The organism is Pseudomonas sp. Leaf48, from assembly GCF_001421885.1.
In the GTDB taxonomy this organism is placed as follows: domain Bacteria; phylum Pseudomonadota; class Gammaproteobacteria; order Pseudomonadales; family Pseudomonadaceae; genus Aquipseudomonas.
Window position 1 is genome coordinate 349024 of the sequence record NZ_LMLH01000012.1, and the last position, 23807, is coordinate 372830.

General features: G+C 59.3%; 24 protein-coding genes and 1 pseudogene. 6 read left to right on the forward strand and 19 right to left on the reverse strand.

Annotated elements, in window-relative coordinates; all coding sequences use genetic code 11:
• Positions 1–120 precede the first annotated feature (120 nt).
• Entirely contained in the window at positions 121–1083 is a 963-nt protein-coding gene (locus tag ASE98_RS11745; RefSeq protein ID WP_060541523.1) for a zinc-binding dehydrogenase, read from the forward strand.
• A gap of 574 nt (positions 1084–1657) precedes the next feature.
• Here the strand turns inward: ASE98_RS11745 and ASE98_RS11750 are convergent.
• The 6 genes from ASE98_RS11750 to ASE98_RS11775 form a co-directional block, all read right to left on the reverse strand.
• Positions 1658–2311 (reverse strand): HAD family hydrolase, encoded by a 654-nt coding sequence (locus tag ASE98_RS11750; protein WP_060541524.1) that lies wholly within the window; start codon positions 2309–2311, stop codon positions 1658–1660.
• Between the two features lie 34 nt (positions 2312–2345).
• Positions 2346–3335 (reverse strand): ABC transporter ATP-binding protein, encoded by a 990-nt coding sequence (locus ASE98_RS11755; RefSeq protein WP_060541525.1) that lies wholly within the window; start codon positions 3333–3335, stop codon positions 2346–2348.
• Complete coding sequence (locus tag ASE98_RS11760) at positions 3332–4132, reverse strand: ABC transporter permease (RefSeq protein ID WP_060541526.1); 801 nt, start codon at positions 4130–4132, stop codon at positions 3332–3334. The genes ASE98_RS11755 and ASE98_RS11760 overlap by 4 nt, the downstream gene beginning before the upstream one ends.
• Positions 4119–4955: an ABC transporter permease gene (locus tag ASE98_RS11765; protein WP_162237395.1), complete on the reverse strand. Its 837-nt coding sequence runs from the start codon at positions 4953–4955 to the stop codon at positions 4119–4121. The genes ASE98_RS11760 and ASE98_RS11765 overlap by 14 nt, the downstream gene beginning before the upstream one ends.
• 5 nt (positions 4956–4960) lie before the next feature.
• Positions 4961–5767: an alkaline phosphatase family protein gene (locus tag ASE98_RS11770; protein ID WP_060541528.1), complete on the reverse strand. Its 807-nt coding sequence runs from the start codon at positions 5765–5767 to the stop codon at positions 4961–4963.
• Positions 5768–5943: 176 nt separating this feature from the next.
• Positions 5944–7008 carry an ABC transporter substrate-binding protein gene (locus ASE98_RS11775; RefSeq protein WP_060541529.1) on the reverse strand — a complete coding sequence of 355 codons (1065 nt, stop codon included), beginning with the start codon at positions 7006–7008 and terminating at the stop codon, positions 5944–5946.
• Positions 7009–7359: 351 nt separating this feature from the next.
• On the opposite strand from ASE98_RS11775, the gene phnR reads away from it, so the two are divergent.
• On the forward strand, positions 7360–8073 hold the full coding sequence (phnR, locus tag ASE98_RS11780) for a phosphonate utilization transcriptional regulator PhnR (RefSeq protein ID WP_060541530.1): 714 nt from the start codon (positions 7360–7362) through the stop codon (positions 8071–8073).
• 152 nt (positions 8074–8225) lie between these two features.
• Positions 8226–8765, forward strand: a complete 540-nt coding sequence (locus tag ASE98_RS11785) for a hypothetical protein (RefSeq protein ID WP_060541531.1) — start codon at positions 8226–8228, stop codon at positions 8763–8765.
• A 92-nt stretch (positions 8766–8857) separates the two neighbouring features.
• Here the strand turns inward: ASE98_RS11785 and ASE98_RS11790 are convergent, their stop codons facing one another.
• From ASE98_RS11790 to minC, 7 genes are all read right to left on the reverse strand, one after another.
• Complete coding sequence (locus ASE98_RS11790) at positions 8858–11011, reverse strand: mechanosensitive ion channel family protein (RefSeq protein ID WP_060541532.1); 2154 nt, start codon at positions 11009–11011, stop codon at positions 8858–8860.
• A gap of 77 nt (positions 11012–11088) precedes the next feature.
• Positions 11089–11265 (reverse strand): hypothetical protein, encoded by a 177-nt coding sequence (locus ASE98_RS26930; protein ID WP_177336965.1) that lies wholly within the window; start codon positions 11263–11265, stop codon positions 11089–11091.
• Between the two features lie 123 nt (positions 11266–11388).
• Entirely contained in the window at positions 11389–12678 is a 1290-nt protein-coding gene (locus tag ASE98_RS11795; RefSeq protein WP_060541533.1) for a M18 family aminopeptidase, read from the reverse strand.
• Between the two features lie 221 nt (positions 12679–12899).
• Positions 12900–13535, reverse strand: coding sequence for an RluA family pseudouridine synthase (locus tag ASE98_RS11800; RefSeq protein WP_060541534.1), 636 nt, complete (start codon positions 13533–13535; stop codon positions 12900–12902).
• Positions 13536–13725: 190 nt separating this feature from the next.
• Positions 13726–13980, reverse strand: a complete 255-nt coding sequence (gene minE / locus ASE98_RS11805; protein ID WP_007974947.1) for a cell division topological specificity factor MinE — start codon at positions 13978–13980, stop codon at positions 13726–13728.
• Positions 13981–13983: 3 nt separating this feature from the next.
• A complete protein-coding gene (gene minD, locus ASE98_RS11810; protein WP_060541535.1) occupies positions 13984–14796 on the reverse strand; it encodes a septum site-determining protein MinD in 813 nt (270 codons plus the stop codon).
• A gap of 201 nt (positions 14797–14997) precedes the next feature.
• A complete protein-coding gene (minC, locus tag ASE98_RS11815) occupies positions 14998–15735 on the reverse strand; it encodes a septum site-determining protein MinC (RefSeq protein ID WP_060541596.1) in 738 nt (245 codons plus the stop codon).
• Positions 15736–15853: 118 nt separating this feature from the next.
• Here minC and ASE98_RS11820 point away from each other — a divergent pair, with 118 nt between their 5' ends.
• The 3 genes and pseudogenes from ASE98_RS11820 to ASE98_RS11825 all read left to right on the forward strand — a co-directional run bounded on the left by ASE98_RS11820 (position 15854) and on the right by ASE98_RS11825 (position 18124).
• Positions 15854–16786: a lipid A biosynthesis lauroyl acyltransferase gene (locus tag ASE98_RS11820; RefSeq protein WP_060541536.1), complete on the forward strand. Its 933-nt coding sequence runs from the start codon at positions 15854–15856 to the stop codon at positions 16784–16786.
• Positions 16787–16811: 25 nt separating this feature from the next.
• Positions 16812–16898, forward strand: a pseudogene (locus tag ASE98_RS27550) (outer membrane lipoprotein carrier protein LolA); the annotation flags it as partial.
• A 53-nt stretch (positions 16899–16951) separates the two neighbouring features.
• Positions 16952–18124: a patatin-like phospholipase family protein gene (locus ASE98_RS11825; RefSeq protein WP_060541537.1), complete on the forward strand. Its 1173-nt coding sequence runs from the start codon at positions 16952–16954 to the stop codon at positions 18122–18124.
• A gap of 146 nt (positions 18125–18270) precedes the next feature.
• On the opposite strand, the gene ASE98_RS11830 is transcribed toward ASE98_RS11825, so the two are convergent.
• The 6 genes from ASE98_RS11830 to ASE98_RS11850 all read right to left on the reverse strand — a co-directional run bounded on the left by ASE98_RS11830 (position 18271) and on the right by ASE98_RS11850 (position 23803).
• Positions 18271–19056, reverse strand: coding sequence for an outer membrane protein OmpK (locus ASE98_RS11830; RefSeq protein WP_060541538.1), 786 nt, complete (start codon positions 19054–19056; stop codon positions 18271–18273).
• 32 nt (positions 19057–19088) lie between these two features.
• Positions 19089–19436 (reverse strand): hypothetical protein, encoded by a 348-nt coding sequence (locus ASE98_RS26540; protein WP_156465491.1) that lies wholly within the window; start codon positions 19434–19436, stop codon positions 19089–19091.
• Positions 19436–20221, reverse strand: coding sequence for an outer membrane protein OmpK (locus ASE98_RS11835; protein WP_060541539.1), 786 nt, complete (start codon positions 20219–20221; stop codon positions 19436–19438). The genes ASE98_RS26540 and ASE98_RS11835 overlap by 1 nt, the downstream gene beginning before the upstream one ends.
• A 156-nt stretch (positions 20222–20377) precedes the next feature.
• Entirely contained in the window at positions 20378–21730 is a 1353-nt protein-coding gene (locus ASE98_RS11840; RefSeq protein WP_060541540.1) for a nucleobase:cation symporter-2 family protein, read from the reverse strand.
• A gap of 214 nt (positions 21731–21944) precedes the next feature.
• Complete coding sequence (locus ASE98_RS11845; RefSeq protein ID WP_060541541.1) at positions 21945–23249, reverse strand: urate hydroxylase PuuD; 1305 nt, start codon at positions 23247–23249, stop codon at positions 21945–21947.
• 50 nt (positions 23250–23299) lie between these two features.
• The gene (locus ASE98_RS11850; RefSeq protein ID WP_060541542.1) at positions 23300–23803 is read right to left on the reverse strand and encodes an ureidoglycolate lyase; all 504 of its coding nucleotides are present in this window, start codon (positions 23801–23803) and stop codon (positions 23300–23302) included.
• Positions 23804–23807 lie beyond the last annotated feature (4 nt).

Here is a 23807-nt window from a genome sequence, read left to right on the forward strand (position 1 = left end):
CAATTGATAACGCATATTAGGCCGTCTTTGAAGTCGCCGGTACCACGAGGGCCGGTCGCATAATGCAAAAAGCCCGGCGCTACAGCTTCGGGCTCAGTCCAGACTCACTATGGAGGCACTGTGAAAGCATTGCAAGGCGTTGACGGTCAAGTGGCGTGGGTAGATGAGCCGAGTCCTACATGCGATGTAGGGCAAGTTCGTATTCGAGTGGCGGCATCGGGCCTCAATCGCGCCGATTTGCTGCAGAAAGCTGGCCTTTACCCACCCCCGCCCGGCGTTAGCCAGGTGCTCGGTCTAGAGTGCTCAGGGGTGATCAGCGAAGTCGGGGCGGGCTCGTCCTGGCAAGTGGGCGACAGGGTTTGCGCCTTGCTGGCCGGGGGCGGGATGGCCCAGGAGGTGGTCGTCGACGGGCGGCACGTGCTGCCGGTTCCCGACGGGATGTCGCTTGTGGAAGCAGCTGCATTGCCGGAAGTGTACGCCACCGTCTGGCTGAATTTGTTTCAACTGGCTGCGCTCAAGCCGGGTGAGAAAGTTCTGCTGCACGCCGGTGCAAGTGGAATCGGTTCAGCCGCCATTCAGCTGTGCAAGGCATTTGGCAATCCGTGCTGGGTCAGTGTGGGTTCCGCCGAGCGTCTGGCCTATTGCGAGGCGCTGGGAGCCCAGGGTGGCGTGGTGCGCAATGGCGACCTGGATAGCCTGAGCGACCTGGGGCCGTTCGACGTGGTTCTCGACCCGGTGGGCGGCAATTACGCGCAACTGAACCTCAAGCTGCTGGCCCAGGATGGTCGCTGGGTGCTGATCGGCCTGATGGGTGGCCGCGAGGCTAAACTGGACCTGGCCCAGGTGCTGGCCAAGCGCGTGCAGTTGCTGGGTTCGACCCTGCGCAGTCGCGACGATCAGTTCAAGGCCGATTTGTTCAGTGAGCTTGGCCAGCACGTCTGGCCATTATTCGCCGAAGGACGGTTGCGCCCGCAACTGGCCAGAACTTTCGCGATCAAGGATGCCGAGGCAGCGTTTGCCGAGCTGGCCAGCAATACCGTGGCGGGGAAGGTGGTACTGGTGATTGATGAAAGCCTGAGCTGAAAACCCGGGGTCTGTGGGTGCGAGCTCTGTGGTGAGGGGGCTGCTGCAAGGGGGGCTGGAGTGAGGGGGGCTGGAGCGAGGGGGGCTGGAGTGAGGGGGGCTGGAGCGAGGGGGGCTGGAGTGAGGGGGGCTGGAGTGAGGGGGGCTGGAGTGAGGGGGGGTTGGAGCGAGGGGGCTTGCCTGTGGCGAGGGGGCTTGCCCCCGTTGGAGCGCGAAGCGCTCCCCGGCATTCTTTCAGAAAAACCGCATAAGCAGGTTTTGCGACTGCTTCGCAGCCGAACGGGGGCAAGCCCCCTCGCCACAGGAAGCCCCTAATCACAGGAGGCCCTTTAACCACAGGAAGCCCCTAATCACAGGAGGCCCTTTAACCACAGGAAGCCCCTAATCACAGGAGGCCCTTTAACCACAGGAAGCCCCTATTCACAGGAAGCCCTTTAACCACAGAAAGCCCCTAATCACAGGAAGCCCATAATCACAGGAAGCCCCTAATCACAGGAGGACCCTTAACCACAGGGAAGCCCCATAATCACAGGAAACCCCCTCACCACAGGCAAGCCCCCACAAAGGATTCGGGTTACTTCCAGAGGTGGATCGGCCAGCCGGCTTTTTCGGCGTGTTCCAGCAACACCGGGTCCGGATTGACCACGTGCGGGAAATCCACCTTCATCAGCAACGGCAAGTCATTGCGCGAATCAGAATAGAAACTCGCACCTTCGAGGTTTTCCTCTTGCGCATCCAGCCACTCCAGCAAGCGGGTGATCTTGCCTTCGCGGTAGGTCAGGGTGCCGACGGTGTGGCCGTTGTAAACCCCGTGCTCGACTCCCAGCTCGATGGCCAGTATCTCGTCGATGCCCAGGCGCTCGGCGATCGGCCCGACCAGGTGCGTGCCCGACGCCGAGATCACCAGGATCCGGTCGCCGGCCTTGCGGTGGGCGGCGATGGTCTTGGTCGCATCACTGAAAATGATCGGCTCGATGTAGTCCTCCACCCAGGGCCCGACCAGATGTTCGACCTCCTGTGGCGTGCGACCGATCATCGGCTCCAGGCTGAAGTCCATGTACTCTTCCATGCGCAACTTGCCGTGGCTGTAAGCGTCCATCAGCTCGTTGTTCTTGCGCATGAACGACTCGGGATCGACCCATCCCAGCCGGCCCATCTGCTCGCTCCAGAGGGTGGCGCAGTCGCCGTGGATCAGGGTTTCATCCAGATCAAAAATTGCCAGTGCCATCAGTGCGGTTCTCTCTTCAACATCAGCAAAGTCATCAGGCTACCTCACACAGGGCCGTCGGATCGATCGAAAGCGCCAGGCGCTGACCATCGGGGTGCAGGTCGGACGCCGAGCGGTTCAGCACGTCCACCACCAGCTCAACACCCCGGGCCTCGATCCGGTAGCGGATCACGTTGCCCAGCAGCGTATGGCTACGCACTTGCGCATCAAGTTCGCCGTTCAGACTGAGTTCGATGGCCTCCGGGCGAATGGCAATGCGATGGCTGATCGGGCGCTGCAACAGCTTCGAAGCGCTCTCGGCTTCCAGCAGGTTGTAATTGCCGATGAAACCGGCGGCAAAAACATCGACCGGTGCGGTGTAGAGGGTTTCGGCGTCGCCGCTTTGTACGATCTTTCCCTGATTCATCAGGAAAATCCGGTCAGACATGGTCAGGGCTTCTTCCTGATCGTGTGTGACGAAGATCGTGGTCAAGCCCAACTCGCGTTGGATCTGCCTGATCTGTTCGCGCAGGTGCTTGCGAATCCGTGCGTCCAGGGCCGACAGGGGTTCATCCAGCAACAACAGGCGTGGCCGGGTGACGAGGGAGCGGGCAAGTGCCACACGCTGGCATTGGCCGCCGGACAGTTGATGCGGGTAACGCGCGGCGAAATCCTGCAGCTCCACCAGCTTCAGCACTTCGGCGACGCGCTTGTGGCTATCGTCGGCGTTGACCTTTTGCATGCGCAAGCCGAAGGCGACGTTCTGTTCCACCGTCATGTTGGGGAACAGCGCATAACTCTGGAACACCATGCCGATTCCACGCTTCTGCGGACTCAATGGCACGATATCCACACCATCGAGCAGGATCTTTCCGCCATCCACCGAGGTCAGGCCGGCAATGCAGCGCAGCAGGGTCGATTTGCCGCAACCGGACGGGCCGAGCAGGGTGACGAATTCACCCTTGTTTATTTCGCAGTTGATGTCGCTGAACACCGTGGTGCCGGCGTAATTCTTTTGCAGATGTTGGACGCTGACATAGCTCATTCGCTTTTGTCCTTGTTCAAGATATTGGCCGCCCAGGTCAGAACCAGCACGAAGAAAAAGTAGGAAATCACCAGCGCACTGGTGAAGTGGCCGCTGCTGTTACGCATGTTGTTGAGGTAGACCTGCAGGGTTTCGTAGCGGGTGCCGACGAGGATGTTGGCGAAGACGAATTCACCGAACAGGAACGAGAACGACAGCAGCAGGGCCACCAGCAGGCCCTTGCGCAGGTTCGGCAACACCACCAGGAACGCGGCTTGCCAGGTACTGGCGCCGAGTAATTGAGCGGCGTCCATCAGGTCGCGCAGGTTGATCGCTTGCAGGTTATTGGTGATCGCCCGGTACATGAATGGCAACGCCACGGTGAAGTAGCAACCGATCAGGATCCACGGCGTGCCGACCATGGCGAACGGCCCCGAACCGTAGAGCTGCAACAGCCCCACCGACGACACCACCGGCGGCACGGCGAAGGGCAGCAGGATCAGGATGTTCATCAGCGCATCGAGCTTGGGGAAGTGGTAGTGCACGACGAACAACAGCGGCAGGATCAGCACCACCGACAGGATCAGCGAACCGACGCAAACCAGCAGCGATTGCCCGAAAGCATGCAGAAAACGCGGGTCGCTCCACAGCTGGATGTACCACTTGAGGGTGAATCCGCTGGGCAGAATGGTTGCCGACCAACTGCTGGCGATCGAGTACACCAGCGTGCCGAGCAACGGCAGCAGCAATATGGCAAACAGCAGGTACACCACAACCCGGTGATAGACACCGGCGGGCCCCAGTTCAGCGCGAGACATGGTAACTCCTCTTCAACAGCAACTGATGCACGATGGTCACCAGGGTCATCAATGCCACCAGCACCACGGCCAAGGCACTGGCCAGGTTAGGGTCCAGGGAAATGTCCCCCGACACCATCGCTGCGATTCGGATCGGCAGTACGTTGAAATTGCCGGTGGTCAGGGCATACACCGTGGCGTAGGCGCCGAGTGCGTTAGCCAGCAGGATCACGAAGGTCCCGAGCAGCGCCGGAGTCAGCACTGGCAAACCGATGTGCCGCCAGTATTGCCAGCCGCTCGCGCCGAGCAGCGCGGCGGACTCGCGCCAGTCTTCGCGCAAGGCATCGAAGGCGGGGTAGAGCAGCAGCACGCCGAGGGGGATCTGGAAGTAGGTGTAGAGAATGATCAGCCCGGTCTTCGAGTACAGGTTGAAGTCCTGAATGATCCCGGCCTGTTTGAGCATGATGGTGAAGCTGCCGTTGAAGCCGAGCAGGATGATGAACGCGAAGGCCAGGGGCACGCCAGCGAAGTTGCTGGTCATGTTGGCGAAGGCGTTGACGAAATTGCGCAGCTTCGAGTCGACCTGGCGCAGAGAATAGGCACCGAGCACCGCGATCAGGATGCCGAATACGCTGGACCAGAAACTGATCTCAAGGCTGTACTGGATCGCCTGCAGGTAGAACTTCGAACTGAAGATTTTTTTGAAGTTGGCCAGGCCCCAGCCGAACTCTTCCGATTGCAGGCTGTTGATCATGACCCAGGTCAGCGGGGCGATTTCGAAGACAATGAAGAACAGCGCAAATGGCACCAGGCACAAGGCCGCGAGCCATTTGCCGCGAGTCATGGAATTCACTTCAGAAGCTCCCGGCACACCGGTTTGTCGTGAGGCACGCCCAGCAGTTCGCAGACCGTGCCGCAGATGTCAGTTTGTGCGGGCGCGGCGCCCGAATCGAAGCTGAATGCGTCGCCGAGGACGAACAGCGGCACTTCGCGTTCCTCCTTGAGCAGCCCGTTGTGGGAGCGGTCGTTGTTCATGCCGTGGTCGGCGGTCACCAGCACCTGATAACCGGCGTCGAGCCAGCCTTGCAGGTAGTCGGCCAGGATGATGTCGGCCGTGCGCGCGCTGTTGCGGTATTGCGGGGTGTCGAGGCCATGCTTGTGCCCGGCATCGTCGATGTTCATCGGGTGGATCAGCAGAAAGTCCGGTGCGTGGCGCAGGCGCAGGTTTTCGGCGTCGGCGAACAGGTGCGAATCCGGGTAATGATCGCTCCAGTAGAAATGGCCGTGCTGGATCGGCAGTTGCGGGTTGTCGGTGTGACGATCCCGGGCGGGTACGAATGGCGATTGGTTGTACAGCTCGCTGACCCAGTGGTAGGCCGCCGCCGCAGTCTTCAACCCGGCATCCGTGGCGTAATGGTAAATGCTGCGCTGGTTGGACAGGCGCGAGACGTTGTTGTGGACGATGCCGCTGTCGATCGGTGGGACACCGGTGAGGATGCATTCGTAAAGAGGGCGGGACAGGGCCGGCAACGCACACTCCAGCTTGTAGAGTGCCGCGCGTCCTGCGCCGACGTAAGCCTGCAGGTGCCCCATGGCGTGGCGGGCGACCTCGTAGTTGAGGCCGTCGAGCACGACCAGGATGACGTTGTGTTTCATAGGGCGGACCTCCGCGAGCAGATATTTCAAATACGCAGCCACTCCCCTGTGGGAGCGGGCTTGCTCGCGAAGGTGTGTGTCAGTCAACACAAGTGTTGAATCTCAGTCCGCCTTCGCGAGCAAGCCCGCTCCCACATTGGTTCTCCATAGGATCACCAAGGTGGGGGTCTACCGGGTTATTGCATATTGATAATGACTTCTTCCTGCCACTTCTGAGGCAGTGCCTTGGAGGTCTTTTCCCACGCGTCCGCGTCCTTGATCGGCGTCACGTTTTTGTACTGCTCGTTTGGCAGCAGCTTTGACTTCACCTCGTCCGGCAGTTTGATGTGCTCGGCACGGATTGGACGGGCGTTGCCTTTGGCCAGGTTGATCTGGCCGGCGTCGCTGAAGATGTATTCGCGGGTCAGCTTGGCGGCGTTCGGGTTTTTCGCGTACTTGTTGATGATGGTGGTGTAACCGGAAATCACCGAGCCGTCAGACGGGATCAGCACCACGTAGTCATCCGGGTTGGCCATCTTGGCCTTGTAGCTCAAACCGTTGAAGTCCCAGACCACGCCGACTTCGATTTCACCTTTTTCCATGGTGGCAATCGTCGGGTTGGCCATCGACAGGCGGCCTTGCTTGGCAATGTCGGCGAACAACAGCAGGGCAGGCTGCAGGTTTTTCTCGTCGCCACCGTTGGCCAGTGCCGCTGCCAGTACACCATTGGCAGCTTGGGCGGCAGTGCTCACGTCGCCGATGGAGACCTTGTATTTGCCGGTCTTGAGGTCGGCCCATTTGGTCGGTGCTTCGGAGCCATGCAGCAGCTTCTTGTTGATGATGAACGCGATGGAACCGGTGTAGGCCAGTGCCCAGTTGCCGTCCTTGTCCTTGGCCCACTCCGGTACCTGATCCCAGGTCGAAGGTTTGTAAGGCTGGACCACCCCTTGCTTGACCGCGATCGGGCCGAACGCTGCACCGACGTCGCCGATGTCGGCGCTGGCGTTGTCTTTTTCCGCGGCGAACTTGGCGATCTCCTGGGCCGAGCTCATGTCGGTGTCGATGTGCTTGAGGCCGTATTTGTCGCTCAGGTCTTTCCAGGTACCGGCCCAGTTGGCCCAGTCATTGGGCATGCCGACGCTGTTGACGGCGCCTTCCGCTTTCGCAGCGGCTTCCAGGGTTTTCAGATCATCGGCCGCCATGGCGGCGGTGCACATTGCAATGGTCGAGCCTAACAGTGATGCCAGGAGAAACTGTTTCATTCCAAAGCTCCTTGGTTCGTGATCAACGCTGCGATTGCGGTTATGTTGGTCTAGGTCAGCAATACCCGAGCCAATTTAAGGATGCTGGATGACACTTTGATGTCGCTCGTCGCCCTGCAAGGCTTTTCGCTGCTCGATATTACTGGGGGCCTGCTAAGCGTAGACCATGGCCAAAGCCCCGCCGGCAGCTGACTTGGCCGACGTATTGCACGGTCGAATGCGACCGCTGGGCGGCTTTGTCATCTATCGGTCATCTGGAGTGCCTACGCTGACACACCACTGAAAAGGAGCCCGTTTACCGTGCGCTTCTGCCCCGAAACAGAGCTGGTCTAGTCCAGATAGGTAACCTTGATGCGCGATGAGGCAACCAAGGCGGTGACAGCCATTGGCCAGGTTCTCCAGGAACAGCTCGACCACGGACTGCTGGCCCCGGGCAGCAAGTTGCCGGCCGAGCGCAAGCTCAGTGAGTTGTTCGGCACTACGCGCATCACTGTGCGTGAGGCGTTGTTGCAGTTGGAGTCTCAAGGCCAGATTTATCGCGAGGAACGCCGGGGCTGGTTCGTATCGCCACCGCGCCTGGCTTACAACCTGATGCAGCGCAGCCATTTTCACGCGATGGTCAGCGCCCAAGGGCGGGAGCCGTCCACCGAAATGATTTCGGCGCGCTTGCAGCCGGCCTCGGCGGCGGTCTGTGCCTGGCTGCAATTGCCGGCACTGTCGAGGGTGATCCAGATTTGCCGTGCGCGGCGGATCGACGGGCGGCTTGTGCTGTACGTGGAGCACTATCTGAATCCGCAATACTTTCCGGGGATTCTCGAGTTCGATTTGAATCAGTCGATCACCGAGTTATATGCGCGGCATTACGATTTGCACTATGGCCGGGTGCGTTTCGAGATAGTGCCGACGGCATTGTCGATGGATGCGGCGGCGGCGTTGCGGGTGTCGACAGGAAGTCCGGGGTTGCGGATTGCACGGCTCAATTATGATCAGCATGAGCGGTTGATTGATTGTGATCTGGAGTTTTGGCGACATGATGCGATTCATGTTGGGGTTGATGTGATGTAAGTTAGGTTTTACCAGTATCCGAGTGGCTGTTTATATATTTGTTTTTTTGAAATAATCAGTAAGTGCTTTCAGGTATTTTGTTGGGTTAAGTTTGTTTAGGCTGACTGCGAGTCAATGGTTGGCTTTTAATAACTTTATTCGCAGGTATTTTTATGTCTGATTATGCAGAACAATCTCAGCCGGATTTCAAAGGCGTTTTTAAATCGTTCGGCCATTCGGTTGCAGTGATTAACAAGAGCAGGGTTGGCGCTCTGCGTCGAAGTGCTGAGCCGACTGTTTTTCATTTCCGAAACTTTATAAATCAATTTGTGATTACGGTGGGTAATAATGATAGTGAAGAGTTTGTCGGAATAAATCGCGAAGGGTATCTTTGCATTAGTACTGAAGTGACGCTGTTCACTCTCGTTGATCTCGATGGGCGGCCGCTATCGAAAGATCAATCTGCAGGTGAAAAAGTTGTGCACTTAGTCGCTGCCGGTAATTCGCCGGTCATATTGTATGATGGCGCTGACGGATTTGATGATCTTGATAATATTTATAACTTCCTGATCGCCGGGCGAAAGCTCAGAGAACAATCAGAAGAGAAAGGCGTGTTTTATATTGTTCCAACGGGAGAGGGAACGTGGGAGGATCACCCGGCTGACGAGCCATATACAGCCAAGCCAACTCCCCTTGTGTTATCTATCCTCTAATTTGGTGTTTTCCTGATCGTAGTGCGGTTGATCGGGAGCCAGCGGTTAGTGAAGAAAGCAGCGCGAATATTCGCGCTGCTTTTCGTTTGAAGTTACTTATTCATCTGGTTATCTGTTGCCACCATTTGAATGCTCATCCTCGGCGTCGCCAGATCCAGTCCGGCCTCATCCAGATGGCGTTTGAGCGACAGGTTGAACGCACGAGACACTTCCCACTGCTTGATCGGCGCGGTCTTGAACCGGGCGCGCAGGATCGCGTTGCCGGCCTCGAAACTTTCCACCCCCTGAATTTCCAGTGGCGACCAGATATTGCGGCGCTGCAGGGGATCGGTGCGCATTTTCTGGCCGACGTCGCGCATCAGTTTGATCGCGTTGTCGATGTCCATATTGGCCGGCACCGCCACCCGGAAGATCGCGTAGCCGAATTCACGGGAGTAGTTTTTGATGCTTTTGATCTCGCTGAACGGGATGGTGTGGACGATGCCGTCGATGTCCCGCAGGCGCACGGTGCGGATGGTCAGGCCTTCGACTGTGCCAAGGTGGCCGCCGACGTCGACATAATCGTCGATGGCCAGGGAATCTTCGATGATGATGAACAGCCCGGTGATCAGGTCGGCCACCAGCGACTGCGCGCCAAAACCGATGGCCAGGCCGATGACGCCGGCACCGGCCAGCAGCGGTGTGACGTTCATGCCCATGTTCGCCAGGGCGACGATCAGCGCAATGATGAAAATCGCCACGAACAGTACGTTGCGGATCAGCGGCATCATGGTCTGTGCGCGGGCGTTGGCCAAGCCTTTGCGCGAGCGGGTGAGGGCAATGTGCACCGCTGTGTCGCTGAGGATCCAGATCAGCCAGGCAAACAGCAGCGTGCCGGCAAGGCTGAGCAGCTTGACGCTGACCTCATGGCCATCGCCTTCAGTGAAGCGGATCAGCGACAGCCCCCAGACCCGCAGGCCAAGTTCGATGAAGGCCAGCCATACCAGCAGATGGGCGATGGTGTAGAAGAAGTTTTTCAAGCGCTCCGAATACAAGGCATGGCGCTTGACCCCGCGTTGTGGCTTGAGGGCGTGGCGGCGGACCAGTCCATTGATGACCATGCACAGCACTAGCAGCACCGTGCAGATCAATGACTGGCGCAGTGCGGTGCTGGTATCGCCGGCCGAGATGAAGGTGGCGAACAGCGAAACGGCTACCAGCACAAGGGCAGGCACGTACCAGTAGGTGCCGAGGATCTCGATGGTGTCGCTCAATGCCCGGCGGGTCAGGCGCCGGGACAGTGGCTGATTGCGAATCAGGTGGGCAATCGGGCGGCGGAAACGCAAGATGAACAGCCCCGTGGACAAGGCTGCCAGGACGTTGGTGGCGGTTGCAGCGGTGTGGGCCAGATGAACGCCGAGGCTGTTGACCAGTCGCGGATCGTTCAGGGCCTCGCCGAATGCGGCGAAGCTACCGATCAGCCACAACGGGCGAAAGGCCTGATGGCGCAGGATGTACAGCGCGCGATGGCGGTGCGGGCCGTCGAGCAGGGAGAAGGCGATCACACAGATGGCCGAGAAGCAGGTGCCGACGACCAGCGCATAGGCCAACACCATCGCCAGGCTCTTGCCCAGGGATGAGGGCAAGGCGTAGCTCATGTAGACCGTGATGACCAGGGCAACCAGCCATGGCCCGAGTTTACGCAAGGCGAAGCGCAGCATGTCCACTGCCCTGGGGTGCTGCGGCAGTTCTTCGGTCAGGCCGAAGCGCATGCGCACTCGATGGCTGATCCAGATCAGCGCGGCGGCCAGCAGGCTCCAGACCATCAGGATCATGGCGAAGGCAAAGATCATCGGCAGCCATTCATTGGCTGGCAGTGCCAGCGCGGCCAACTCTTGTGCGGCCAGGTCAAACTCGTTGGACCAGCGGGTGAGTGGGCTGTCAGCGCCGGAAAACTTCTGTTCCAGATTGGTCAGGGTTCCGCCAATCAGGCTCAGCACGCCCTCTTCGGCAGGCGGTTGGGCTTTGTTGGTGACGTCGCGCAGCTGCTTCAGGTCCGCCAGCAGTTTGCTGCGTTGCTGGTCGTTCTCCAGCGACTTGATTACTTCATCCAGGGATTGTCCCAGGGGTTCTTGCGCTTCGGGCTGGGCCTTGGTCTGGCTGCCGAGCAGGCCCGGCAGGCCGACCGCCTGTGCAGATGCCAGCGGCACCAGCGTCATGAGGCAGACAAGGAATAAGTACGGTAGGGCGAACAGACGAACGAACACTAGGCGGTCAACCTCGCAGGAAGCGGATCGACCGAGTGTACGAGCCCGCCAAAATCAATGCGAGCCAGGGCGAGGTTTTATTCGTTGAGTTTGGCGAGGATCTTGATCACCACGGTGGCAAGAATCGTCAGCATGCCGATCCACATGGCGAACACACCGGCGTTCTTGTCACGAAAATTGAAGCCGACGGCCAGCATGAGCATCCCGGCAAGAATGGGGTACAGCATGGCCTGAAAGTTTTGCATCGAAATCATGGATGACAGCCTTGTCGCAAAGGGATGTTTTAATTGTAGGAGCTATCGCAGGCTGCGATCTTTTGATCTTTTTTTCCGTGATCAGGATCAAAAGATCGCAACCTGCGGCAGTTCCTACAGGGGTTACGGCAGTTCGTGGCAGGCGTAGAACGCGCTCAGCACTTTGACCAGGTGCGCCAGGTCATGACTGCCGCACAGTTCGCGGATCGAGTGCATGGCGAAGGTCGGCAGGCCGATATCCACGGTGCGCACGCCCAGATGGCTGGCGGTGATCGGGCCGATGGTCGAGCCACAACCCATGTCGCTGCGCACCACGAAGCTTTGTACTGGCACTTCTTCAGCCATGCACAGATGACGGAAGAACCCGGCGGTTTCGCTGTTGGTTGCGTAACGCTGGTTGCTGTTGACCTTGATCACCGGCCCGGCGTTGAGTTTCGGGCCGTGGTTGGCGTCGTGCTTGTCGGCGTAGTTGGGATGTACGCCGTGGGCGTTGTCCGCCGAGACCAGCAGGGATTTCTGAATGGTACGTACGAATTCATCACCTTCGGGCAACAGGCGGCGCAAGGTTTGTTCGAGCATGGGGCCATCGGCACCGCAGGCCGAGCACGAGCCGACCTCTTCGTGGTCGTTGCACACCAGCACGCAGGTCTCGTCGGTATCGGCGCTCAGCAGCGCTTGCAGGCCGGCGTAGCACGACAGCAGGTTGTCCAGGCGCGCGCCAGCAATGAAGTCGCCATGCAGGCCGATGACCGCGGCGCTCTGAGTGTCGTAGAAGCTCAACTCGTAATCGAGGACTACGTCGGCGTTCAGGCCATGTTCCAGAGCGAGTTGGTTGGTGAGCACCGCGCGGAAGTCTACGCGCTCGTCGCCGGCGAATTGCGCCAGGATCGGCGGCAGCTCGGTCTGGGCGTTGATCGCCCAGCCCATGTTGGCTTCGCGATTGAGGTGAATGGCCAGGTTCGGAATGATCGCAATCGGGGCCTTGAAGTCGATGAGCTGGCTCTCGACCTTGCCATCGCGGCGGAACGTCACGCGGCCGGCCAGGGAGAGGTCACGGTCGAACCAGGGGGCCAGCAGTGCGCCGCCATACACTTCGACGCCCAACTGCCAGAAACCCTGGCGTTGCAGTTCCGGCTGCGGTTTGACCCGCAGGCACGGGCTGTCGGTGTGGGCGCCCACCAGTCGGATACCGCCGTGCAGCGGCGAGTGCCGGCCCATTTTGATTGCGACAATCGAGGAGTCGTTACGGGTGACGTAGTAGCGGCCGTTGGCTTCGGTATTCCACGGTTCGCGTTCGTCGAGGCGTTGATAGCCCGCCGCTTCCAGACGCTGGACCAGGCTGGCGGTGGCATGGAATGGGGTAGGGGAGGCCTTGAGGAAGTCGATCAGGCCTTGGTTCAACTCTTCGCGCATAAGTAGCTCCAGACAGCAATGGCGCCAGTTTAACGTATTGGCCATTGAATTGGCGCTGGAGTGCGGGGTGGCGTGGCGCCAGGATTGAATCTTGAGAACATCCTGTAGGAGCGAGCACGCTCGCGATGGACGTGAACGATAACGCGGGCTGTCTGATTCCCCGCGGTGTTCAGATGTCCATCGCGAGCATGCTCGCTCCTACAGGGGGTTTTGCATTTGCTTTAGAAGGGTGCCGGGCACTCGAAGCGCAAGCGCTCGCCGCTTTGCGGATGAGTAAAACTGAGCATGCTCGCGTGCAGGCACAGGCGCGGCCAGGCCGCCAGTGCCTGCTCATGGGCATAGAGGCCGTCACCCAACAGCGGATGGCCGATGGACAGCATGTGCACGCGCAACTGATGGGAGCGGCCGGTTATCGGCGTCAGTTCAACGCGACACCAGTCGCCGCAACGTTCCAGCACACGCCAGAAGGTCAGGGCGTTTTTGCCGAATTCGTGGTCGACCACATGGCGCGGCTTGGTTGGCGGATCGTAGCGCAATGGCAGATCGATGCTACCGCTGTCGAGCTCAGGTTGACCCCAACACAAGGCGGTGTAGGCCTTTTCGGTTTCGCGGTCATGAAATTGCCGAGACAACTCACGATGTGTGTCCGGATCGCGGGCGAGCAGGATGATGCCGGAAGTTTCCCAGTCCAGGCGATGGACGATTCGCGCTTCGGGGTAGCCGTTTTCCTGCAGGCGGGTAATCAGGCAATCCTTGTTGTCATCGGCCCGGCCAGGGACGGAGAGCAGCAAGGTTGGTTTGTTCACCACCAGGACGGCGGCGTCCTGATGGATGATGTGGACGTTGGACAACGGCATTAAAACAGCCTCGTAACAAACGCCAACGGCGGCTCGATGACTTGACTCCTTGATTGTAGGAGCTGGCTTGCCAGCGATGGCATCGACGCGTTGTATCAGATACAACGCGCTGTCTGCATCGCCAGCAAGCCGGCTCCTACGAAAAAGGTGCGCTCAAGTCATCGAGCCGCCGTGGCTCCAGCCGGATCGACTAGCGATCAGGCAGGGTGATATTGAGTTCCAGAATCGAGCAACTGCCCTGGCTTTCCAGTGCGACGTGCACGTCATCGGACCCGATATTGACGTACTTGCGGATCACCTCCACCAGTTCCTTCTGCAAGGCCGGCAGGTAGTCCGGGGTGCTGCGTTGGCCGCGTTCGTGCGCCACGATGATCTGTAGACGCTCTTTCGCTACCGACGCGGTGCTTTGCTTTTTGTTGGCACGAAAGAAGTCAAAAAGGTTCATTGCTTAGTTGCCTCCAAACAGGCGCTCGAAGAATCCCTTCTTCTGTACATCGAGGAATCGATGATCCACGGTCTTGCCCAGCAGGCGGTCAACGGTATCGCTGTAGGCCTGGCCGGCATCGCTCTGGTCGTCGAGAATCACCGGAACACCCTGGTTGGATGCCTTGAGCACCGCCTGGGATTCAGGGATCACGCCGAGCAGGGCCACCGAGAGGATTTCCTTGACGTCTTCTACGCCGAGCATTTCGCCTTTGCTCACACGTTCCGGGTGGTAACGGGTAATCAGCAGGTGTTCCTTGATCGGGTCTTCGCCGCGTTCAGCGCGACGGGACTTGCTGGCCAGCAGGCCGAGCATGCGATCGGAGTCACGTACCGAGGACACTTCAGGGTTGGTCACGACGATCGCTTCGTCAGCGAAGTACATGGCCAGGTGGGCGCCTTTCTCGATGCCCGCCGGCGAGTCGCAGACCACGAACTCGAAGTCTTCCTTGAGTTGCATCAGGACCTTTTCCACGCCTTCGACGGTCAGCGCGTCTTTGTCGCGGGTCTGGCTGGCAGCCAGGACGTAGAGGTTTTCCAGGCGCTTGTCTTTGATCAGGGCCTGTTGCAGGTTCGCTTCGCCGTTGACCACGTTGACGAAGTCGTAAACCACGCGGCGCTCGCACCCCATGATCAGGTCAAGGTTACGCAAACCGACGTCGAAGTCGACGATGACTGTTTTGTGGCCACGCAGAGCGAGACCGGTACCGATAGCGGCGCTGGTGGTGGTCTTACCCACACCACCCTTGCCGGATGTAACCACGAGAATCTTGGCCAAGGTGTTTCACCCCTAAGGAAAAGGACTTTTTTAGCCCCTGAAAAACATCTCTTGAAAACTACTGCAGTTGGACAGCCTTGGCTGGAATTTGGCCGCAGACGGCGTTTACCCCCGGTAAACACTGCTTGTAGCCTTTTTCCTACTTCGTTTGAGCCGTTTTCGCTACGTTTTAGAGATGATTGGAAAATGCGGCAGTATCCGTTAAAGACGAATGATGTTCAACACATCGCCCGACAGGCTGACCTGCACGCCCGAACCCCACAGGGGATCACGTCGCAGATCTTCGGAAACCTTGTAATGACCGGCAATGGAAATCAGCTCAGCGCTCATTTGCTGACAGAAAATTCTGGCCTTGGTGTCTCCCTTGACGCCAGCCAGCACACGACCACGCATAGGACCGTATACATGGATGTTGCCATCGGCGAGAAGTTCCGCCCCGGGGCTGACCGAGGAAATCACTACCAGATCGCTGCCCTGGGCGTAGATCTGCTGGCCACCGCGCACGGGCGAGGTGATGATTTTGGTCGGCTTGATGGTCGGCTCGGGCGGTTTTTCCGGTTTTTTCTTCGGTTGGCCTTCGCTCAGGTCCAGCGTGCGCTCCCTGGCACCTGATGGTGGCAGCACCGGCAGGTCGACCGCGATGGCGGCCGCGATGTCTTCAATGCGGCTGGCACGGATCGCCAGGGTGCGCAGGCCGTGTTGGCGGCACACGCGCATCATCGCGGGCAGGTCGACAGCCCCTTCGCTGGCCGGGAGCTTGTCCAGGGCCAGTACCAGCGGCGCGTTGCTGAAGAAGTTGGGCGCCTGGGCAACCTTGGCAGCCAGTTGCCGATCAAGGCTTTCGAGGTCGTTACGGGCCAGTTCCAGCACCGTAATGGCCAGCATGCTGCCCTTCAACTGGAACACGGGATCTTGGTCTAGCGGTTCGGTTTGGCTCATGGTCGGCATACAACGACTTGTCACTAAAAGTGCCGAGACTTATAACGAGAACGCCCGCAGGCCGCAAGCCGGGTCGAACGATGTAGAATGCGCGGCCACTGTCATTGCGGAAGCTTTAATGGATCGCCCGAGTTTTCAAAAATCTTTTCTTTCTCCACGTTTCTGGCCGCTGTGGTGTGGCCTGGGGCTGTTGTGGCTGATCGTCCAGTTGCCGTATCCGGCATTGCTGTGGATCGGTCGCGTGCTGGGCGCATTGATGTATCGGGTGGCCGGCGACAGACGGCGCATCGCCAAGCGCAATCTGGAGCTGTGTTTCCCTGAAAAGAGTACGGCCGAGCGCAAGCGCCTGCTCAAGGAGAACTTCGCCTCCACCGGTATCGCCTTTTTCGAGATGGCGATGAGCTGGTGGTGGTCGCGCAAGCGCCTGGCGAGCCTGGCCCACATCGAAGGGCTGGAGCATCTGCAGCAGGCACAGCGCGAGGGCAAGGGTGTAATTCTGATGGCGCTGCATTTCACCACACTGGAGATCGGTGCTGCATTGCTCGGCCAACAGCACACCATTGACGGCATGTACCGTGAGCACAAGAACCCGCTGTTCGACTACATCCAGCGTCAGGGCCGCGAGCGGCACAACCTCGACTCGCTGGCCGTGGAGCGTGAGGACGTGCGCGGCATGCTCAAGCTGCTGCGTTCGGGCAGGGCGATCTGGTACGCACCGGATCAGGACTACGGCGCCAAGCAAAGTCTCTTCGTGCCGTTTTTCGGCATTCAGGCCGCGACGGTCACCGCCACCAGCAAGTTTGCCCGGTTGGGCAAGGCGCTGGTGGTGCCGTTCACCCAGGAACGCCTGGCGGATGGCAGTGGCTACCGTCTGGTGATTCATGCGCCACTCGAAGGCTTCCCGGGCGAAACCGAAGAGGCCGACTGCATCCGCATCAATCAATGGATCGAAGGCGTTTTGCGTGAGCGTCCCGAGCAATACCTGTGGGCCCATCGCCGTTTCAAGAGTCGTCCGCCGGGCGAGCCCAAGCTGTACGCAAAGCGCCGTTGAATCACGATCCCCTGTAGGAGCGAGCATGCTCGCGATGGTCGTCAACGATGACGCGGCAAACCTGACACCCCGTGGCGCTCTCAGGTTCATCGCGAGCAAGCTCGCTCCTACAGGGGGAATAGGTCGAAACAACGAAATCCCATCAAGCACCAAGGAGCGTTGTGCATGAGTCCAGGCGAACCGGTTACAGGTTTGATTCTTTCCGGTGGCGGGGCTCGGGCGGCTTACCAGGTCGGAGTTCTGGCGGCGATAGCCGAGTTGTTGCCGCAGGGCGCGAATAATCCGTTTCCGGTGATCGTCGGCACCTCGGCCGGGGCGATCAACGCGGTCAGCCTCGCCAGTGGGGCGATGGATTTTCGTGGTGCCATCGAGCGCCTCACCGCCTTCTGGCAGGGCTTTCGCAGCAATCAGGTGTTGCGCAGCGACTGGCCAGGGGTGATCGGCCAGGCCAGCCGTTTTATCAGCCACAGCCTGCTCGGTCTGGGTGCAAAAGTCCCGGTGGCCTTGCTCAACAGCTCACCGCTGCGGGATTTGCTCAACGACAAATTGCACCTGAACGGCATTGCCGACGCCATCGCGCAACAACAGTTGCAGGCCGTGGCGGTCACGGCGTTTGGCTATGAGTCGGGTCAGGCCGTCACCTTCTATCAGGGCGGTGGCACCATCAACCCGTGGTTGCGTCATCGGCGCATTGGCGTGCCTGTCCGCTTGTCCGTTGAACACTTGCTGGCCAGTTCAGCCATTCCATTGCTGTTCGCTCCGGTGAAAATCGGTGAAGAATATTTCGGCGACGGTGCGGTGCGCCAATCGGCACCGATCAGCCCGGCCCTCCACCTGGGCGCCAACCGGGTGCTGGTGGTGGGCGTCAGCGGCAATCCACGCGGCGTCGACCCGCTACAGCCCCGGCAAGGGGCCTACAGCGGCCAGCAGCCAACGTTGGCGCAGATCGGTGGGCACATGCTCAACAGTACATTCATCGACAGCCTGGAAAGCGACATTGAATTGTTGCAACGCCTGAACCAGTTCAGTCACCTGCTGCCTAGCGGCACACCGGCTCGAGCACTGGGGGTGGCGCCGGTGGAGGTGCTGGTGATTTCGCCCAGTCAGCCGATCGACGAGATTGCTGCGCGCCATCGTCAGGAATTGCCGGCGGCGTTGCGCCTGTTTTTGCGCGGGCCGGGTGCGACCAAGACCAGCGGGGCAGGGGTGCTGAGTTATTTGTTGTTCGAGGCGGGGTATTGCAGCGAGTTGATCGAACTGGGACGGCGTGACGCGTTGGCCAAGAAGGCTGAGTTGTGCCGGTTTCTGGGGTTGGCGCAGCCGGTGGTTTCGGCCTGAGATCGCTAGTGCGGCGTGCTCTCACATGGACACGCGGTCAATTGCAGGAGCGAGCCTGCTCGCGATGGTCGTTAACGATGACGCTGGGGGCCTGACACCCCCGTGGCGCTCTCTGGTCCATCGCTAGCAGGCAAGCTCCCACAAAATCAGAAGTGAACCTTGACCAGGAAGCTGGTCACGCTCTGATCAGTCTTGAAGCCCTGACTGTCTTCGATACCGTACTTGTTCTTCCAGTAGTCATACTCAACACCCACGTACAGCTGCTTTTCGCCGAAATGCAGCGCCTTGCCCAGGTCGTATTTGACCTGTGGGTTGAAGTGCAGGTTGGCGTGGTATTCGCCTTTACTGTTGACGTCGTTGTCGACGACCCAGTCCATGAAACCGTCGATCAGCACGTCCGAGCCACCCACCGGAATGGTGTAGGACCAGGCCGGAGTGATCTGCCAGACATCGTCACCCGGACGGTCGCCTTCGGTATGGCGGTTGTAGAAGTTCAACTGGAAGTAGTCGAAACCAGGGATTGCCAGGTCGAAACCAGGGCCGATCAGGTACGACTCGGTATCGTCTTCGCCAAATTCGTACGTCATGGCCAGCAGCACGTCTTTGATCGGGCCAAACTCAAACTTCTGATCGAAGATCTTGTTGAACGACAAACGCGGGCTGAGCTCGCCGTAGTGGGTGTTCTCACCCGCGAAGGCGTCTTCCTTGCCGTTGTAGAAAATCTTGTCGATGAAGAAGAAGTTGTCGCCGTATTTCCAGCCATCGGCGTGCTCGAAGGTCACGGTCTGCTGAATGCGCGGGTTGACCTGGAAGTCCTTGCCGTAGAGGTAGGTCAGGCTGTTGGTCTGCCATTGCAGCAAGTCGCCGGCCATGGCCTGGCCCCCCGCCAACATCGATCCTGCCAGCATCAGGCTAGTGCACGTACGTTTCATTCGGTTGCTCCCAAAATGTAGGTGGTTCCACGTTATTTTTTTAAGGTCGGCGCTCTGGTGTGGCGCCTTATATCTGCAGCTACAAAAAAATCATCCGTTCGGTCAGCTTTAGTGCTGTTAGCAAGAGCTGCGCCAAGGCTTTCAGAAAACAAAAAAACTCCCGCTCGGCTGCGCAAAAACAGCCGATTGAGAGTGATTACCGGGTGCCTTGGTACCGTCCAGAGCCGGGGTAAGTTGGCTTTTTGGTCAGGAATTAAATCCGGGCTTTTTTTTAAAGCGGATTCAGGCGGCCGCGGAGAATACTGACTCCTCGGCCAGGTCTCAAGTGCCCCGCAACGGCGCACCGACGACATGTTTGGGGCACGGTTGCGGGTGAGCATCAGAAATGCACCTTCAGCAGCAGGCTGGTGGTGTTTTCGTTGGTATCGAATCGGGACGTGTTCTCGATGCCGTATTTATCTTTCCAGTAGCTGTATTCGGCGCCGACGTAGACCTGCTTCTCACGCCAGCCCAGGGCTTTGCCCAGGTCGTATTTGATCTGTGGGTTGAAGTGCAGGTTGGCGTGATAGGTGCCGTGGGCGTTCTGGTCGTTGTCCACCACCCAGTCGATGTAACCGTCGAGCAACAGGTTCGAGTTGCCCAATGGAAGGGTGTAGGACCAGGCCGGGGTGATTTGCCAGACGTCGTCGCCGGGACGTGCCCCTTCGGTCTGGCGATAATAGAAGTTCAAGGTAAAAAAGTTGAAGCCCGGTACTGCCAGGTCGAAACCCGGGCCGATCAGGTAGGCCTCGGTGTCGTCTTCGCCGTTCTCGTAGGTCATGGCCAGCAGCACATCCTTGATCGGGCCGAATTCGAAACGGCGGTCGAGGATCTTGCCCAAGGACAGGCGCGGACTGAACTCGCCGTAATAGGCGTGAACGCCTTTGTTGCGGTCTTTCTCGCCGTTGTAATAGGTGCTGTCGACGAACAGGAAGTTGTCGCCGTACTTCCAGCGATCGGCATGTTCGAAGGTCACCGTCTGCTGGATCGACGGGTTGACCGCGAAGTCCTTGCCGTACAGATAGCTCAGGCTGTTGGTTTGCCACAGCAGTAGATCGCCGGCCATGGCCTGGCTGGCCGCCAGAAGCCCACCGCCCAACAGCATGCTGGTTTGTGTCCGAATCATCTGTTGCTCCCTATTTTTCTTGTTTTCAAGGCGCAGGAACCCCCCTTGTGGGAGCGGGCTTGCTCGCGAAAGCGGTTTGCCAGTCAACATTGATGTTGGATGTGCCGACCTCTTCGCGAGCAAGCCCGCTCCCACAGGGTTCTGTGTCGTTAGTTGTTAGTGGGCCTGACAGTCGTTGATGGCCGCGCGTTCGGCACCGCCAAGGATATTGAACAGCAGGTTCAGCGTCAGGGCGCTGAGGGTGGCCATGGCGATACCGCTGTGGGTGATCGGGCTCATCCACACGGGCAGGTGGGCGAAAAACTCCGGACGCACCACCGGGATCAGGCCCATGCCGATGCTCACCGCCACCAGCAACTGGTTGCGCCGGTCACCGATGTCGGCCTCCTGCAGGATCTTGATCCCGGTGGCCGCGACCATGCCGAACATCGCAATGGCTGCGCCGCCGAGTACCGCTGGCGGAATCGAAGCCACCAGGAACGCGGCTTTGGGCAGCAGGCTCAGAACGATCAGCAAACCGCCGGCAACAATAGTCACCGAACGGCAGCGCACACCAGTCATCTGCACCAGGCCAATGTTCTGGGCGAAGGAGGAGTGGGTGAAGGTATTGAAGAACCCGGCGAAAAACGAGGCACCGGCGTCGCAGAGCAAGCCGCGACGCAGCATCCGCGGGCAGACTTCCTGGCCGGTGATCTTGCCCAGTGCCAGGAACATCCCGGTGGATTCGACGAAAATGATCACCACCACCAGGCACATCGAAAGGATTGGTGCGAGTTCGAATTTCGGCATACCGAAATGCAGCGGTGTGACGAACTGCAGCCATGGCGCCTGGGCCATGCCACTGAGGTCGACCATGCCCAACACACCGCACAGCACATAGCCCAGGCACATACCGATCAGCACGGAGATGTTGACCCAGAAACCGCGCATGAAGCGATGCACCAACAGGATGGTGCCCAGCACCAGCGCGGCGATGGTCAGGTAAATCGGTGAACCGAATTGAGTCGCGGCCGCTCCACCGCCAGCCCAGTTTACGGCCACGGGGAACAGCGACAAACCGATCGAGGTGATGACCGTGCCGGTCACCAGAGGCGGGAAGAAGCGTACGACTTTGGACATGAACGGCGCGATGAGCATGCCGAAGAAACCGGCGGCGATGGTCGCGCCAAAGATCCCTTGCATACCGATACCCGGCATGCCGGCCATGGCGACCATGCTGCCGACCGCGGCGAAACTGGCACCCATCATCACCGGCATGCGAATGCCCATGGGGCCGATGCCCAGCGACTGGACGATGGTGGCGATGCCGGCGACCAGCAGGTCGGCGTTGATCAGAAAGGCAATCTCTTCACGACTCAGGCCAGCAGCCTGTCCGATGATCAGCGGCACCGCAATGGCGCCACCGTACATCAGCAGAACATGTTGCAGACCGACCAGGATCAGTTGCAAAAGGGGCAAACGCTGAATGGCGGGTGCGTCGGGGATGCGTGCTTGGGTTAGCTCGGACATGCAACACCTCGGATCTTTTTTATTCTTGTGATTTCGTGCATCAGGGAGATCTGTGGCGAGGGGGTTTGCCCCCGTTGGGTTGCGAAGCAGCCCCAAAACCGACAATTGCGTTGCGTCTGAGAGATCGCATCCGCAGGTTTTACGACTGCTTCGCAGTCGAACGGGGGCGAGCCCCCTCGCCACAAAAGCCCGTTTTCACGGGCTTTTGTTTTGCTTAGTTGGTCGGAGCTCCCTGCACAATCCAGGCACCGATCAGATCACGTTCCTGCTGGGTCATCTGGGTGATGTTGCCCAGTGGCATGATCTGGCTGGTGACGGCTTGAGCCTGGATGCGCGCAGCGTTCTGGCGGATCTGCTCGGGGGTGTCGAGCATCACGCCGGCAGGCGCTGCGCTGAACAGCGGGCTGGTAGGTTTGGCCGAGTGACACACTGCGCAACGTTCCTGAATCACACTGTGCACCTTGTCGAAACCAGGGCCGGCGTTGGACGCTTGGGCCGGTGCGGCTGCGGGTGCCTCTGCAGGTTTCGCTTCAGCCGGTTTCAAGCCACCGCCCACTGCTGTTTCCGGCAGCGGCTGGTACTCGATCGCAGCGGGTGCCTTGGCCACTTCAGGGGCGTTGGACATCGGCTTCGGACCGGTTACATAAGCCAGGCAAATCATGCCGACGGCTGCCACTGGCAGGGTCCAGGCAAACTTGTGGCTGTCGTGACGGGTGTTGAAGTAGTGACGCACCAGCACCGCAAACACCGCGATCCCGGCCAGGATCAGCCAGTTGTATTGGCTGCCATAGGTGCTCGGGAAGTGGTTGCTGATCATGATGAACAGCACCGGCAGGGTGAAGTAGTTGTTGTGACGCGAACGCAGCAGGCCTTTGGCCGGCAGCGCCGGATCGGGCGTGCGGTTTTCGGCAATCGCCGCCACCAGTGCGCGCTGCGCCGGCATGATGATGCGGAACACGTTGCCGACCATGATGGTGCCGATGATCGCGCCGACGTGCAGGTACGCACCACGACCGCTGAACACCTTGCTGAAGCCGTAGGCCGCGCCGATGATCAATACGAACAGGATGAAACCCAGCAGGGCAGGGCGTTTGCCCAGGGCCGAGTCGCAGAGGAAGGAGTAGACGAACCAGCCGACGAACAGTGAGCCGATGCCCAGCAGAACGCCTTCAGGGCCGGTCAGGCTGCTGCCTGGGGCCAGCAGGTAGAGCGTCGGGTTGGAATAGAACACCACGCACAGCAGCGCGATACCCGACATCCAGGTGAAGTAGGCTTCCCATTTGAACCAGTGCAGGTTGTCCGGCATGGTCGGTGGAGCCAGTTTGTATTTTTCCAGGTGGTAGATACCGCCGCCGTGGATCGCCCACAAATCACCGGCCAGACCACTTTTCGGGTTGACCCGATTGAGGTTGTTTTCCAGCCAGACGAAATAGAACGATGCGCCGATCCAGGCCACACCAGTAATCATATGAACCCAGCGTACGCTCAGGTTCAGCCATTCCAACAAATGTGCTTCCACAGTCTTTACCTCTCGCCTGTCACTCTGTTGTCGAGTGATCAGACCTTCTCTTATTGGTGGGGGGCGAGGACCAAACGCTCTTCCTCTTTGAAAAAATGCTCATCGCAGTTATTGCCTGTGCCACTGCGATCAACCACCAGGAAGTCATCCCGCTTTTCGATCGTCAGCACCGGGTGGTGCCAGACGCCGCGATGGTAATTGATGCCCTGCCTGCCGTTGGTGACGAAGGCGCGGACCAAGCCTGATACAGGTTCATCGCCAACTGGCGCGACCACGATCAGAAAGGGGTTGCCGAGCAGCGGAATGAAAGCCTGGCTGCCCAGCGGATGACGCTCCAGCATGCTCACGGTCAGCGGCATGTCCTGCGCGTCGGCGCGGAAGATGCTGATGATCGCGTTGTCTTCTGGCGTGGCGGTTTCAACCGTCGCCAGTTTATGGAAGCGCATGGTCGAACCGTTGTTGATCATGAAGTGATCGCTGCCGTCGGTTTCGATCACGTCACCGAAAGGGGCGAAGGCTTCTTTGGTCAGCGGTTCAATCGTCAGTGTGCGCATGCTG

What these genes read in the sequence shown, in the direction of transcription:
- ASE98_RS11750 (WP_060541524.1), bottom strand. Translation starts at nt 2,311, where the DNA reads ATGGCACTGGCAATTTTTGATCTGGATGAAACCCTGATCCACGGCGAC.
- ASE98_RS11755 (WP_060541525.1), bottom strand. Translation starts at nt 3,335, where the DNA reads ATGAGCTATGTCAGCGTCCAACATCTGCAAAAGAATTACGCCGGCACC.
- ASE98_RS11760 (WP_060541526.1), bottom strand. Translation starts at nt 4,132, where the DNA reads ATGTCTCGCGCTGAACTGGGGCCCGCCGGTGTCTATCACCGGGTTGTG.
- ASE98_RS11765 (WP_162237395.1), bottom strand. Translation starts at nt 4,955, where the DNA reads ATGACTCGCGGCAAATGGCTCGCGGCCTTGTGCCTGGTGCCATTTGCG.
- ASE98_RS11770 (WP_060541528.1), bottom strand. Translation starts at nt 5,767, where the DNA reads ATGAAACACAACGTCATCCTGGTCGTGCTCGACGGCCTCAACTACGAG.
- ASE98_RS11775 (WP_060541529.1), bottom strand. Translation starts at nt 7,008, where the DNA reads ATGAAACAGTTTCTCCTGGCATCACTGTTAGGCTCGACCATTGCAATG.
- phnR (WP_060541530.1), top strand. Translation starts at nt 7,360, where the DNA reads ATGCGCGATGAGGCAACCAAGGCGGTGACAGCCATTGGCCAGGTTCTC.
- ASE98_RS11785 (WP_060541531.1), top strand. Translation starts at nt 8,226, where the DNA reads ATGTCTGATTATGCAGAACAATCTCAGCCGGATTTCAAAGGCGTTTTT.
- ASE98_RS26930 (WP_177336965.1), bottom strand. Translation starts at nt 11,265, where the DNA reads ATGATTTCGATGCAAAACTTTCAGGCCATGCTGTACCCCATTCTTGCC.
- ASE98_RS11795 (WP_060541533.1), bottom strand. Translation starts at nt 12,678, where the DNA reads ATGCGCGAAGAGTTGAACCAAGGCCTGATCGACTTCCTCAAGGCCTCC.
- ASE98_RS11800 (WP_060541534.1), bottom strand. Translation starts at nt 13,535, where the DNA reads ATGCCGTTGTCCAACGTCCACATCATCCATCAGGACGCCGCCGTCCTG.
- minE (WP_007974947.1), bottom strand. Translation starts at nt 13,980, where the DNA reads ATGAACCTTTTTGACTTCTTTCGTGCCAACAAAAAGCAAAGCACCGCG.
- minC (WP_060541596.1), bottom strand. Translation starts at nt 15,735, where the DNA reads ATGAGCCAAACCGAACCGCTAGACCAAGATCCCGTGTTCCAGTTGAAG.
- ASE98_RS11820 (WP_060541536.1), top strand. Translation starts at nt 15,854, where the DNA reads ATGGATCGCCCGAGTTTTCAAAAATCTTTTCTTTCTCCACGTTTCTGG.
- ASE98_RS11825 (WP_060541537.1), top strand. Translation starts at nt 16,952, where the DNA reads ATGAGTCCAGGCGAACCGGTTACAGGTTTGATTCTTTCCGGTGGCGGG.
- ASE98_RS11830 (WP_060541538.1), bottom strand. Translation starts at nt 19,056, where the DNA reads ATGAAACGTACGTGCACTAGCCTGATGCTGGCAGGATCGATGTTGGCG.
- ASE98_RS26540 (WP_156465491.1), bottom strand. Translation starts at nt 19,436, where the DNA reads ATGCTCACCCGCAACCGTGCCCCAAACATGTCGTCGGTGCGCCGTTGC.
- ASE98_RS11835 (WP_060541539.1), bottom strand. Translation starts at nt 20,221, where the DNA reads ATGATTCGGACACAAACCAGCATGCTGTTGGGCGGTGGGCTTCTGGCG.
- ASE98_RS11840 (WP_060541540.1), bottom strand. Translation starts at nt 21,730, where the DNA reads ATGTCCGAGCTAACCCAAGCACGCATCCCCGACGCACCCGCCATTCAG.
- ASE98_RS11850 (WP_060541542.1), bottom strand. Translation starts at nt 23,803, where the DNA reads ATGCGCACACTGACGATTGAACCGCTGACCAAAGAAGCCTTCGCCCCT.